This window comes from Paenibacillus agaridevorans (assembly GCF_018604145.1).
Classification (GTDB): domain Bacteria; phylum Bacillota; class Bacilli; order Paenibacillales; family Paenibacillaceae; genus Pristimantibacillus; species Pristimantibacillus agaridevorans.
Window position 1 is genome coordinate 2,717,697 of sequence record NZ_CP075889.1, and the last position, 13,186, is coordinate 2,730,882.

The following is a 13,186-nucleotide window of genomic DNA, read 5'->3' on the forward strand; positions in this document are numbered from 1 at the left end:
AAAAAAAAACCACTCCGAGGAGTGGCCAGCATCCATGCCGAACGCTGAAGTATTGGATAGGAGTGGAGAGAAACCATACTGTACTTTTATTATATGTATACGCTTCCAGTTTGTCAATAAGCGCTTTCATTTTTCTTTCGGCATCTTATGGCATTTTGATTCATTTGATGTCATGAGAAAAACTTCTATCGAAGTAATTCGGAATGATCGACCGCGGTCTAAGGTAGTTTTTATCGCCAATAAGAATTCAAGACTTCCGACATGCTCGGAAACTTAAAATTTCTTATGTGGTAAAAAAATCTCCGGCCATCCCAATAAGGGCAGGCCGGAGAATTCTCGTTGCAAGCCGGAAAACGTTATTGATGAACAGCGTAACCTGTTCGATCCAGCAGCGCGATGGCTCCGTCCAAATCATCCTGCGTCCTGAAGGACAACCGGAGCACGCCGGGCACATCCTCCCTGCTCTCTATGATCTGAAGATTGCTGAGATTAATCCGATTGTTTCCTAGCTCCGTCGCGATTCTTCCGATGATGCCGGGATGATCGGGAACGTCGACATAACAATCATATACGGAATGTATCATGCCCTTCCGACGCTCTGGCATTCGGCTGCGGAAGTCGCCGGCCGTACGGAACGATTGTTCGATGCCGACGCCGTCCATCTCTTCCAGCATCTTCGCAAAACCTTCCATCTCCGACTTCCAGTCGCGGAGCAGCTTCAAGAGCACTTGCCGATTATCGATCAGAATGTCTCGCCACAGGGCTGGATCACCGGAAGCTATCCGCGTAATATCGCGGAAGCCGCCGGCCGCAAGCGATTCATATAAGCCGTTGTGTTCATTATATCCTCGAACTTGATTGACAAGCGCTACGGCGATGATATGAGGAAGATGGCTGATAGCGCCCACAATATCATCATGGGACTCGGCATCCACCTTAACAATATTCGCTCTTGTGTGCGACAGCAGCTCCGTGAGCCGCTCTACCGACTCTGGCGTCGCAGAATCGCTAGGCGTTAGTACGTAGAAGGCATTTTCCAGCAGATGGTACGAGGCAGCCTCTACGCCTGTTCGTTCTGAGCCGGCCATTGGATGGCCGCCGATGAACACGGCATTGCTTAACTTGAGGGTTTCCGCGTAAGTCGTCACAGAAGACTTCGTGCTGCCAACATCCGTAACGATGCATCCCTTTTTGAGATTGAACGTGTTGATCTGATCCAGATACTCCTGCATCATGCCGACCGGCACACACAAGAAAATAAAGTCCGCAGCTTCTGCAGCCTCTTGCACAGAGGTCGTGCCTTCGTCTACAACGCCTCGCTGCAGATATTTTTCGACCGAAGCCGGACGATTGGAGAAGCCGATCACTTTTATGCCCGGCTTTCCCTTAAGGCATAACGCGATGGAGCCTCCGATAAGTCCGACGCCGAATATAGAAACAGTTATCATCCTGATTGGTCTACACCGTCACTTCCTGCAAGACTTGCCCCAGAGCCGAGATAAACTTCTCGTTCTCCGCCTGCGTACCTACGCTTACCCGGATATGGTTCGGGTAGTAGGTCCAGCGTGCTCTAACGATGATGCCGCGGCGCAGCAGCGCATCGAATACTTCCGGTGAAGGACGTTTCACATCAACCATGATAAAGTTGCCAAATGCAGGAAAATGAACAAGTCCCATCTCGTCGAATTGCGCCTGCAAGTAGCGAATGCCTGCCAGGTTGTTCTCGCGGCAAGTTTGCAGGAAGCCGTCATCCTCGAGAGATGCCTTTGCCGCAGCTTGCGCGGCGCGGCTTGTATTAAACGGTTCGCGTACTTGATTAATAAAGCGAACGACGTCGGGATGGCCGACACCGTAGCCGATACGAAGCGACGCGAGACCGTATATTTTGGAGAAGGTACGCAGCACGAGAAGATTATGATGTTCATTTAGCATCGACACGCCGTTGCTATACGATTCGTCATTTACAAATTCTCCATATGCTTCGTCAAGTACGACCAATACATGCGTCGGCACCGACTTCAAGAAAGCGGACAGCTCTTCGTGGGAGACGATCGTCCCCGTCGGATTGTTGGGATTGCAGACCCACAACACTTTCGTGCGCGGCGTAACCTTCGCCAGCATCGCCGGCAAGTCATGACGGCCATCTCTGAGCGGCACTTCGACGATGCGCGCATTCTCTACCTCGGCATTATGTTTGTACTGGGAGAAAGTTTCGTCGGCCATTATCGTCTCGTCGCCCGGCGCCAGGAAGGCACGTGCGGTCATTAAAATAATATCGCTGGATCCCGCTCCGAAGATGATCTGATTCGGCTGTACGCCAAGTCTCTCGGCTAATACAGCCGTCAGCTCGACACTGGCTCCGTCTGGATATATATGCGTATTCGACACGCTCTCGATAATTGCCGCTTTGGCTTTCTCGGAGCAGCCATTCGGATTTTCATTGGAGGCAAGCTTGATCACTTCGCTTAAACCTAATTCTCTCTTCACGTCTTCAATCGGTTTCCCCGGTTGATACACGGGAAGATGGACGATATTGCTTTTGGGCTGCATTTCGTCATTCACCCCTTCAATTTGGATATCAGCTGTAGATTTGCTAGTTTGTATTGTCTCATATCTCTTTATCGATTTAAAGAGGTTGTTCAAAAAGTAGTATGGTTAAAACAAAAAAAATGGCGCTGCTCGAGAATATCTTCCCGATTAGCGCCACGAGAGCATAAAACAAAATCTATTGGCTGTCAGCCTTTCAGTGAAGCAACGAATTGACCGACCAGACGCAGCCCTTGCTCCCTTGTATCTGAGTTTTGCAGCAGCGGCAGCTGCTCCTCAATCTGCCTGACGATTGCGCTGCCCACCACTACGCCGTCGCAGATCCGCTCGAACCGCGCAACCTGCTCGCGGCTGGAAATACCGAACCCGATGCAGATCGGCTGATCGGTTGCTTCCCGGACCGTAGCAAGGAATTGTTCAATGCCGCTATGGAAATCTGCCCGGACGCCCGTTACGCCCAACGAGGATACGCAATAGACGAAGCCTCTCGCCTTGCTTGCAATCCGTTTAACGCGGTCCTGCGAAGTTGGCGCTACTAGCGGAATCAAATGGATATTCGCCCCTTCGGCCAGCTCGCGCACCTCTTGATCCTCTTCGATTGGCAGATCGGGAATAATAAGCCCGCTGATTCCTTTCGCGACGACAAGCTCGAAGAATGCATCCAGACCGTATTGAAGCACAGGATTAAAGTAAGTAAACAGAATGAGAGGTATTTGTACGCCGGCTTCGCGCGCGCGCTCTGCAATGCCGATACAATCCGCCAGCGTCACCGTTCCTTTAAGCGCCCGCTCGGATGCTCGTTGTATAACCGGACCGTCCGCAAGCGGATCGGAATACGGCACCCCAAGCTCGATCATGTCCGCTCCCGAACGCTCCATCTCCTTAATAAGCTCAAGCGTCGTATCCAGATCGGGATCCCCGACCGTAATGAAAGGCATAAGCGCCGATCGGCCCTCGCGCTTCAAGCTTGCAAATTTCGCATCAATGAGATTCATCGTCGTTGCCTCCCAAATATCCCATAATCGCTTCGACATCTTTATCGCCGCGGCCCGATAAGCAGACCACGATTACTTTGTCCTTATCCAGCGTTGGAGCCAGCTTTAACGTCTGCGCGATGGCATGCGCCGATTCCAGCGCCGGAATGATGCCTTCCGTGCGAGACAGCAGCTGCAGCGCGTCCAGCGCTTCCGCATCCGTGATCGGTACATATTCGGCACGGCCCGAGTCCTTTAGATAAGCGTGCTCCGGTCCGATTCCGGGATAATCCAAGCCGGCGGAAATAGAATGAGCCGGAAGGACCTGGCCATGATCATCCTGCAGGACATAGCTTAAGGAGCCCTGGAATACGCCGTGGCGGCCCTTCGTCATGGTTGCGGCATGCTCATCTGTATCAACGCCGCGTCCCGCAGCCTCCACGCCGAGCAGACGAACGCTGTCGTCATTAACGAACGGATAGAAGATGCCCATGGCATTGCTTCCGCCGCCGACGGCAGCAACGACGTAATCCGGAAGACGGCCTTCGAGACCAAGGATCTGCTCGCGGGACTCGTCGCCAATAATCCGCTGGAAGTCGCGAACCATCATGGGATACGGATGCGGGCCTGTAGCCGAGCCTAAAATGTAGTACGTATCGTCGACATGGCTGACCCAGTAGCGCAGCGTCTCGTTGCAGGCATCCTTAAGCGTTTTTGTGCCGGAAGTGACCGGTACGACCTCGGAGCCCAGCAGATTCATCCGGAAAACGTTAAGCTGCTGGCGCTTCATATCCTCTTCGCCCATAAACACCTTGCATTCCAGTCCAAGCAGAGCCGCGATCGTAGCCGAAGCTACTCCGTGCTGGCCCGCTCCTGTTTCCGCGATGATTTTCGTTTTGCCCATTCGCTTGGCAAGAACGCCCTGGCCGATCGTGTTGTTGATTTTGTGGGCGCCCGTATGGTTCAAGTCCTCCCGTTTCAAATACACCTTGGCCCCGCCAAGCTGCTCGGTCAGCCGTTTTGCGTAATAAAGCGAAGTAGGGCGGCCGGAATAACGGTGCAGCAACTCGGTAACCTCGCGTTGAAATTCAGGGTCATTGGAATAATGGTTATAAGCCTCTTCAAGCTCAAGCAGGGCGTTCATCAACGTCTCTGGCACATATCGGCCGCCGAACTTGCCGAATCTGCCGCTTGCATCTGGAATCTGTGTCATGATTCAATCACCTTTCTCACGAATGCTCTTATTTTGGTTATATCCTTCCGTCCATCGCTTTCTACGCCGCTCGAAACGTCAACGCCGCCCGGCGAATAGCCGCGGACGAGCTCTCCGACATTCTCTTCGCTCAAGCCGCCCGCCACGTACAAGGGCAGATCGAAACGCGCAGCCGCTTGTTTGTAGGCGTCAATGGCCTGCCAATCGAAAGGCTGCCCGGTACCGCCTCCCGGTGCGTCGATCAGCACGGCATTAAGCAAGCCGCGGTATTCCTTCAGTTGGCTAACGGCGTATTCCCGCAACGAAGCGTGTTGTTCCCTTACCTGACCATCGCTTTTGCCAACGGAGAACACCCGCCAAATTCCGATGTCAGGATGTTTGTTCTTCAGCTCTCGGCAATAGTCCGGACTCTCGGAGCCATGCAGTTGGACGACTTGCAGAGGCGCTGCCGACAACAGTTCGTCCAGCACGGCAAGGGGCATATCGACAAATACGCCTACCGTGGCCGGCGGCTTGCCTCCCGCAGCACCAATACGTCCCGCAGCAGCAAGCAATGCAGGAGCCTCGTCGATTGACACTTGCCGCTTGCTTGGCGCAAATACAAAGCCCATCTCGTGGAAGGGGAGGCCGTCCATCGACTCGATGGTCGGCACATCCCTTAATCCGCATATTTTGATCCGTGTTGGAGAATCCGTCATCCCCGCACCGGCCCCATCAAATCCTCAACCGCGCCGCGCACGCTGCTCTGACGCATAAAATGTTCGCCGATCAATACGCCATGCGCTCCCACGGACTGGAGATAGGCCATATCAGCCGGGCCTGCAATGCCGCTTTCACTAATGATCGTTACTCCGGCAGGCATCATGCCGATCAATCGCTCCGTTGTCCCAAGATCCGTTACGAATGTTTTAAGATTGCGGTTGTTAATGCCGATCAGTGTCGCTTTTTCCAGCGACAGAACCCGATCCAATTCCTCCTCGTCGTGGACCTCGGCCAGCACATCCATTCCTAACGCGCGTGCCAGCTCGTAGAACTCCGACAATTGCTCCGTCGTCAAAATGGCCGCGATCAACAAAATGGCATCCGCGCCGATGAGACGCGCCTCGTAAATTTGTCGATAGTCGATAATAAAGTCCTTGCGCAGCAAAGGAACATTGACCGTTTGTTTGACAAGCGTCAAGAAATCGTTATGACCCTGAAAGTAATCGCGATCCGTCAAAACGGAGATGCAGTCTGTTCCTGCTTTTTCGTAAGCCCGTGCCAGACCGGACGGCTCGAAGTCCTCCCGAATCAATCCCTTGGACGGCGATGCCTTTTTGACCTCGGCGATAAGTCCCATGTTTCTGTGGCGGCCATCGGGTCTAAGCGCTTGCTCAAAGCCGCGGCAAGCTTCCATTTCGGCAATACGTCTTTCAATATCGGATAACCAGAATCGGCCCGCCAGTTCTTCTACCTCGGCGCGTTTGGTTGTTACGATTCGCTCAAGAAACATGTGTCAACTCTCCTGTCGTTTGAATAAGCTCTTGCAGCTTGGCCATCGCCCTGCCCTGGTCGATCACCGCTGCCGCAAGCTCTACGCCATCAGCAAGCGTAGAGGCGAGGCCGCCTACGTAGATGCAAGCTCCTGCATTGGCCAATACGATATCGCGATAAGCTCCGCGTTCTTTCCCATCGAAGATGGAACGAATAATGCCGGCGTTGACGGCCGGCTCTCCGCCCTTAACTTCGCCGATGGGATGACGGCGCAAGCCGAGTTCTTCGGGCGTAAGATCAAATGTCCTGACAACGCCGTCTTGCAGCTCCGATATTTGCGTTGGAGCGGAGATGCTGATCTCGTCCAGTCCATCGTGACTGCTGACGACCAGCGCTCGCGACAGACCTAGCTCTCCCAGCACTTCCGCAATCGTCTCGGTTCGGGTTCGATCGTACAAGCCCAACAACTGCCGATCCGCGCCTGCCGGATTCGTCAGCGGCCCCAGCATATTGAAGATCGTGCGAATGCCTAATTCGCGGCGCGGCGCGGCGGCATGCCGGAGCGACGGATGATACAGCTGGGCGAACATGAAGCAGATGCCGATATCATGCAGACACGCGGATGCCTGTTCGGGCGTCAAGCTGATCTGAACGCCGAGAGCCTCCAATACATCGGCGCTGCCGGTCTTGCCGGACATGGCCCGGTTGCCGTGCTTCGCCACGCGTATGCCGGCTGCAGCAGCTATAATCGAGGAGGCCGTCGAAATGTTGAACTTATGAATGCCGGAGCCTCCCGTACCGCATGTATCCAGCAGTTCGCCAGAGCCGGCTTGCACATGGTTGCCATGGCTGCGCATTGTTTCGGCGAAGCCTGTAATTTCGTCCTTCGTCTCGCCTTTCATGCGCAGCGCCGTAGCAATGGCGCCGATCTGGGCCGGCGTCGCTTCTCCCTGCATAATCGTTCCCATGACCTGCGAGGCTTCCGAACGCGTCAGATGCTGGTTTCCCACGACTTTGGCCAGCGCTTCCTGGATCGTAAAGACCTTAGTCTCCATCCTAACCCCGCCCCTCTCTCGATGCAATCTCGTAATCCGAATTCACGCGCGCGCCGGATTGCTCTTGCTTGGGTAATGGCTTAGGCGATTGGCCGAAGCTGGCTTCCGCTGCGCGAATGGCTTTAAGCATTCCTTTGGCTTTGTTGATGGTCTCCATATATTCACTTTCCGGAACGGAATCCCAAACGATGCCTGCTCCGCTCTGAACATATGCTTTGCCATGCTTGAAAATAATGGTGCGAATGGTAATGCAGGTGTCCATCGTGCCGCCAAAACCCAGATATCCGATCGCTCCGGCATAGGCGCCGCGGGCTTCGTTCTCAAGCTCTGCAATGATCTCCATGGCGCGCAGCTTGGGAGCGCCCGATACGGTGCCCGCCGGCAAGCAAGAGATAAAGGCATCAAAGAAGTCTTTGTCCGGATGCAGCTTGCCGGATACGTTGGACACGATGTGCATGACGTGGGAGTAACGTTCGATCTCCATAAAGGAATCGCAGCGGACGCTGCCGAACTCCGATACGCGCCCAATATCGTTGCGACCCAGATCCACCAGCATCAGATGCTCGGCTCTTTCCTTCTCGTCAGCAAGCAGCTCGGCCTCCAGCGCCAGATCCTCCTCCGGCGTAACGCCGCGAGGGCGCGTACCGGCAATAGGTCTTGTCTCCACGCGGCCGCCGGACACTTTCACCAGCGCTTCAGGCGAAGTGCCTACAATGACCTCATCTCCCATCTTTAAATAATACATATATGGAGACGGATTCATCGTACGAAGTACACGATACACATGCAGGGGATCGACATCCGTCTCGATGCTGAAACGCTGTGACAATACCACCTGGAAAATATCGCCGGCACGGATATATTCTTTCGCCTGCTCCACATTACCGATGAATTGTTCCTTCGTCAGATTCGACTGAACGTCTCCCAGGTCGGGATCCAACGGGTATGCTGCGGCGGGGGCCATAAATCCGATGGCCGGCGGTTGCTGCAGCCTGGCAACCAGCGCGTCAAGCTTCTGGCTCGCCTGCTCGTATGCCGATGCGATCTCGTTATCCGTCGCTCCTTCCGGAATATGAACGTTGCCCACCATCTGCAGCTGCTGCTTCAAGTGATCGAATACGACGACCTGATCGCAGAACATGAACTGCATATCGTTCATCTGCAGATCGTCGACCGAATGCGGCGGCAGCTTCTCGTAATATTGAAGCAGATCGTAGCCGAAAAATCCGATCGCGCCGCCTGTGAACGGGGGAAGCTCGGGCAGCGACGGGCTGCGGAAGGAACGAAGTTTCGCCTTGAGCAGCTCGATCGGCTTCTCCTTAAGCACGGTGCTTCTGCCGTCGTGTTCCAGCACCATCTCGCCGTTCTTGCCGTACAGCTTTAGGAAGGGATCGGTTCCGATGAACGAGTATCGCGCCCACTTGGCCCCGCCCTCCACGCTCTCCAGCAGAAATGCGTGCTCCTCCTTCGCGAAATGCTGGAACAGGCGGATCGGCGTTTCCGTGTCCGCAAGTACATATCGAACGATGGGAATCAGATTGTAAGTACCGGCCAACTGGATCACTTTGTTCAATTCATTCGTCATGGCGATCGACCTCCGTCTATAATTAGCTGCTCTCGCAGAACTTTCTTAACATATAAAAAAGCTCCTGCCGGAAGCAGGAGCGCCTAATGTAATGATAACGAAGAGATCGGAAAGCCAGACCATATCCATACGATCAACATAAAAAGCAACCATTGCCGTAGTTGCGCAATGAAAGCGACAGGCATACCATGCCCCTCCGGGCACCGGCTATGACCAGTGATCGTATATGATAATATGACTCTGCTAAGCTCTGCTAAGCTCTACTCTACTCGTCTCATCTAGGCTAACTAACTGCTTCTCAATACTCATCTATGGGTTCTAATATATAACATGTCGCGTAAGGCGTCAACCCGAAACTTCAGGCATTGGCCATTAGACTTTCGACTTGGCCAGATCCGGCCGCAGCGCTTGCGCACCGCCTAAGTAAACATGATGAATTTCCTTTTGGCTCTTCTCCGTGTTTACGAGCACCATGAGGCGTACGCAACGCTCCAGGCTTCCCTTTACAGGCACTTCCAGAGCGCACATCAGCGGCACGAGCTCCCAGCCCGGCAGTTGTCTCACGGCTTGAGCCGGAAACGAATCGTCCAGATCCTGCGTCACCGTAATGAGCACGCTGCATATATCGGCGGGATCAATGTCGTTGCTTGACATAATCTCGCGTACCATCGTCAGCGTCGCCTCCGAGATCAGACCCGCTTCATTTGCTTCTACCGTTACAGCCCCGCGTATTCCCCGAACGTTCATCGCTGCACCTCCAATTTCAATTCTTCCACGATTTCCCTCATCCAATCTACAGGTACGTCCGACTTGATTTCTACTTTGCCAATCGCCGTCGGCACGATAAATACCATCGTTCCTTCCGCGAACTTCTTGTCATGCATCATCGCTGACATGACGGCATCCACGTCGAAGTGCCGAGGCAAGACGACGGGTAGTCCGCAACGTTCCAGCACTCGTTTCGTTACGGTATAGACCTCTTGCGGCGCGCCGTAACGGACGCCCAGCTTCGCGGACCCGATCATGCCGATCGAGATCGCTTCGCCGTGCTGCAGCTCGTTATACCCCGCAACAGCTTCCAGGGCATGGCCAATCGTATGGCCGAGGTTAAGAATGGCCCGCAGACTGTTCTCTTTCTCGTCCTGCGAGACGACATTTGCCTTGACGCCGCATCCTTTGTACAGCGCATATCCCAATGCCTCGGGATCCAGGGTCAGCAGCTTAGCCGCATTGGCATCGCACCACGCCACAAACTCGGCGTCCCAAATGAGTCCATGCTTAACGACTTCCGACAATCCGCCGGCAACGTCACGGGGCGGCAAGGATTGCAGCGTCTTTAAATCGTACAATACGAATTCCGGCTGATGGAATGCGCCGATAATGTTTTTTGCAAGCGGATGGTTTACCGCCACCTTGCCTCCGACGCTGCTGTCATGCGCCAGAATAGTCGTTGGAATTTGAACGAATTTGACGCCGCGCATATAGGAAGCGGCCACGTAACCGGCCAAATCACCGACAACCCCGCCTCCCAAAGCGACGATAGCCGACTTGCGGTCCAAACCGGCTTCCAGTGCCTTCGTGACCAGCCCTTCCAGCATCTGCAGCGACTTGGAGCTCTCGCCGGCAGGTACGACAGCCGAAGCAGCTTGAAAGCCGCCTTCGGATAAATTCTGGACCAGCGCATCCAAATAATGCGGAGCGACATGCTCGTCGGTAATGATCAGCAATGGAGACTTGGCGCTGATGCCATGCTTCTCGAAGTAGGACGACGCGTCATTTAATAGCCCTTCCCCAATGTAGATGGGGTAAGAGCGCTCACCGAGTTCTACCTTTAGCTCGCGCATCATTAATAGCTCTCCAATTGTTCTTGGTAGCTCTTAAGATTCGCGCGAATCTCCTCGATGGAATCGCCGCCGAATTTCTCCAGGAAGGCCTTCGCCACTTCCCAGGCCACTACATGTTCCATGACGACGCTGGCAGCCGGTACCGCACAGCTGTCCGAACGTTCGACCTGCGCCGTGAAAGGTTCCTTCGTATCGATATCTACGCTGCGAAGCGGCTTATACAACGTCGGGATCGGCTTCATGACGCCGCGCACGACGATCTGCTCGCCGTTGGTCATGCCGCCCTCGAAACCGCCGAGGCGGTTCGTCGCGCGATGATAACCCTTATCCGCTTCGTACATGATCTCGTCATGCACCTGCGAGCCGCGCAGCTTCGCCGCTTCAAAGCCGATGCCGATCTCGCAGCCCTTGAAAGCATTGATCGACATGACCGCGCCAGCGATTCTTCCATCTAGCTTGCGGTCCCATTGTACGTGACTGCCCAAGCCGATCGGCACGCCTTCGATAATACATTCCACGATGCCGCCGATGGAATCCCCTTCTGCCTTGATCTGATCAATATACGCCGTCATCTTGTCCTCCGTGTCCTTGTCCACGACGCGAACGGACGATTCTTCCGTCAATTTGATCAGCTCATCGATAGGCAAATGGTTAGCCGGCGCCTCGATCTCGCCGATGCGGATAACTTGTCCTGCCACTTTGATGCCGAATTCCGCCAACAGCTGGCGTGCAATGGCGCCGACGCCGACGCGGGCGGCCGTTTCCCTTGCACTGGAGCGTTCCAGCACGTTGCGCAGATCCTTCAGATTATATTTGAGGCCGCCATTCAGGTCGGCATGACCTGGGCGCGGACGATGCACTCTGCGCTTTTCCTCGTCGCTGCCTTCGATCGGCTCGATATTCATGACTTTGGTCCAATGCTTCCAATCGTTGTTCTGGACAATGAGCGCTACGGGTGCGCCGGTCGTCTTGCCGTGACGAACGCCGCCGACGATCTCGGCCGTGTCCTTCTCGATCTGCATTCTCCGTCCGCGGCCATGACCTTTCTGACGACGCTGCAATTGGAAATTCAACTCTTCGAAATCAAGCTTCAGATTGCTTGGCAAACCCTCTATAATAGCGGTCAACTGGGGACCGTGGGTTTCTCCTGCTGTCAAATAACGTAAACTCAAGCTAAAGCTCCTCCTTCAGCGCTAGGCCCGACTGCGCCCGCTGTCTTCTCCCTTAACATCTTTGCTCATTATAGTACAGAGGTGTAGGTTTGACAAGAAATCACAGCCTATTCCATTGACGCGTCAAAGCGTCTGTGGATTAAATTACATTTTTGTACAATAGTGGTGATTATGTTCGGCGTTATTCGGTCTTGCCTGCTTTATGCGGAACAAACAAAAACCGCCCTTCCCACTTGAGGAAGAGCGGCCTCCGATTATATTGTTCGGACAACTGCCGTTATTCAGACAGAACGTCCCTCGAGTCGCGGCCTTTCGGGAACAGGCAGGATCGACTCGTCTACCAGACGATTGATCTGCTTGCTGTCGACGCCGATTATTTGCGCGCATTCCTGTATCGTAATAATTCCGCGTCTATATGCGGCAATTACTATACGCTTGTCCATCCACGTTCACCCTCCAAGGAGATATCCTTATCTCCTAGTATAGGAGAAGTTGGAAGCTCGTATACCCTCCGTTACGTGCGACGATAGAAAAAGGTATCCGCCGTCTCGAATCCGTACTGCGCAGGCGAGAAGATTTGCTCCGTGCTGCCCACGAACAGAATGCCGCCAGGCTTCAGCGCCCCCGCGAATTTATGATATAACTGATGTTTGGCTTCTTCGGTAAAATAAATCATGACGTTGCGGCAAACGATGAGGTCGAAGCCGGATTCGAACTTGTCGTAAAGCAAATTGCCCTGTTTGAACGTAACAGCCTTCTTGAGCACATCGGAGACCGCATATGCACCTTCCGCAGTCTTGAAATATTTGTTCCTGCTGGTCTTCGGCACATCCCGAAGCGATCGTTCCAGATAAATGCCTTCCTGCGCCTTCTGCAATACGCCCATATCAAGATCCGTAGCAAGCAGCGTCGTGCGGTCAAGCAAACCCATCTCGGAAAGGATCATCGCGATCGTATAGGGCTCCTCGCCGGTAGAGCAAGCTGCGCTCCATATTCGCGGCCGCAGGCTGGCTGACGCGATCTCCGGCAGAAAAACTTTTTGCAGCACTTCCCAGCGCTGCGGATTACGCCAGAATTCCGATACGTTGATCGTCATTCGGTCCAGAAATTCATGAAGCAAGGCCCGGTTGCCTTCAATGGCTGAATAATAGTCCCCGAAAGTGGCAAAGCCGTGCTTCATTCGAAGCGTCGTCAGCCGGCGTTTCATCTGGGCTTCCTTATACTGGGACAGATCAATAGCGGTTTTGCGCTTGATCTGGGATATAAATTGCGTGAAGTCTGGATCTTCGGACATGGGAGCCTCCCAATGATGTAAAGGTAATT

At 54.0% G+C, this 13,186-nt stretch carries 13 protein-coding genes; all 13 read right to left on the reverse strand.

The window, feature by feature from the left end; all coding sequences use genetic code 11:
* Positions 1–356: 356 nt before the first annotated feature.
* Positions 357–1,448, reverse strand: a complete 1,092-nt coding sequence (locus tag KJW29_RS11320) for a prephenate dehydrogenase (protein ID WP_214629869.1) — start codon at positions 1,446–1,448, stop codon at positions 357–359.
* Between the two features lie 10 nt (positions 1,449–1,458).
* Positions 1,459–2,550, reverse strand: coding sequence for a histidinol-phosphate transaminase (hisC, locus tag KJW29_RS11325; RefSeq protein ID WP_214629870.1), 1,092 nt, complete (start codon positions 2,548–2,550; stop codon positions 1,459–1,461).
* A gap of 185 nt (positions 2,551–2,735) precedes the next feature.
* Complete coding sequence (gene trpA / locus KJW29_RS11330) at positions 2,736–3,542, reverse strand: tryptophan synthase subunit alpha (protein WP_214629871.1); 807 nt, start codon at positions 3,540–3,542, stop codon at positions 2,736–2,738.
* Positions 3,529–4,734 carry a tryptophan synthase subunit beta gene (gene trpB / locus KJW29_RS11335; protein ID WP_214629872.1) on the reverse strand — a complete coding sequence of 402 codons (1,206 nt, stop codon included), beginning with the start codon at positions 4,732–4,734 and terminating at the stop codon, positions 3,529–3,531. The genes trpA and trpB overlap by 14 nt, the downstream gene beginning before the upstream one ends.
* A complete protein-coding gene (locus KJW29_RS11340) occupies positions 4,731–5,432 on the reverse strand; it encodes a phosphoribosylanthranilate isomerase (RefSeq protein ID WP_214629873.1) in 702 nt (233 codons plus the stop codon). The genes trpB and KJW29_RS11340 overlap by 4 nt, the downstream gene beginning before the upstream one ends.
* Entirely contained in the window at positions 5,429–6,226 is a 798-nt protein-coding gene (gene trpC / locus KJW29_RS11345; RefSeq protein ID WP_214629874.1) for an indole-3-glycerol phosphate synthase TrpC, read from the reverse strand. Before trpC ends, KJW29_RS11340 begins: the two co-directional genes overlap by 4 nt.
* Positions 6,216–7,262, reverse strand: a complete 1,047-nt coding sequence (trpD, locus tag KJW29_RS11350; RefSeq protein ID WP_214629875.1) for an anthranilate phosphoribosyltransferase — start codon at positions 7,260–7,262, stop codon at positions 6,216–6,218. The genes trpC and trpD overlap by 11 nt, the downstream gene beginning before the upstream one ends.
* Before the next feature lies 1 nt (position 7,263).
* Positions 7,264–8,847: an anthranilate synthase component I gene (gene trpE / locus KJW29_RS11355; protein WP_214629876.1), complete on the reverse strand. Its 1,584-nt coding sequence runs from the start codon at positions 8,845–8,847 to the stop codon at positions 7,264–7,266.
* A gap of 372 nt (positions 8,848–9,219) precedes the next feature.
* Positions 9,220–9,594: a chorismate mutase gene (gene aroH, locus KJW29_RS11360; RefSeq protein WP_214629877.1), complete on the reverse strand. Its 375-nt coding sequence runs from the start codon at positions 9,592–9,594 to the stop codon at positions 9,220–9,222.
* Positions 9,591–10,694, reverse strand: a complete 1,104-nt coding sequence (gene aroB / locus KJW29_RS11365) for a 3-dehydroquinate synthase (RefSeq protein WP_214629878.1) — start codon at positions 10,692–10,694, stop codon at positions 9,591–9,593. Before aroB ends, aroH begins: the two co-directional genes overlap by 4 nt.
* Positions 10,694–11,863 carry a chorismate synthase gene (aroC, locus tag KJW29_RS11370; RefSeq protein ID WP_087566996.1) on the reverse strand — a complete coding sequence of 390 codons (1,170 nt, stop codon included), beginning with the start codon at positions 11,861–11,863 and terminating at the stop codon, positions 10,694–10,696. Before aroC ends, aroB begins: the two co-directional genes overlap by 1 nt.
* 281 nt (positions 11,864–12,144) lie before the next feature.
* Entirely contained in the window at positions 12,145–12,306 is a 162-nt protein-coding gene (locus KJW29_RS11375) for a hypothetical protein (RefSeq protein WP_214629879.1), read from the reverse strand.
* A gap of 71 nt (positions 12,307–12,377) precedes the next feature.
* Positions 12,378–13,157, reverse strand: a complete 780-nt coding sequence (locus KJW29_RS11380; RefSeq protein WP_214629880.1) for a CheR family methyltransferase — start codon at positions 13,155–13,157, stop codon at positions 12,378–12,380.
* Positions 13,158–13,186: the final 29 nt, after the last annotated feature.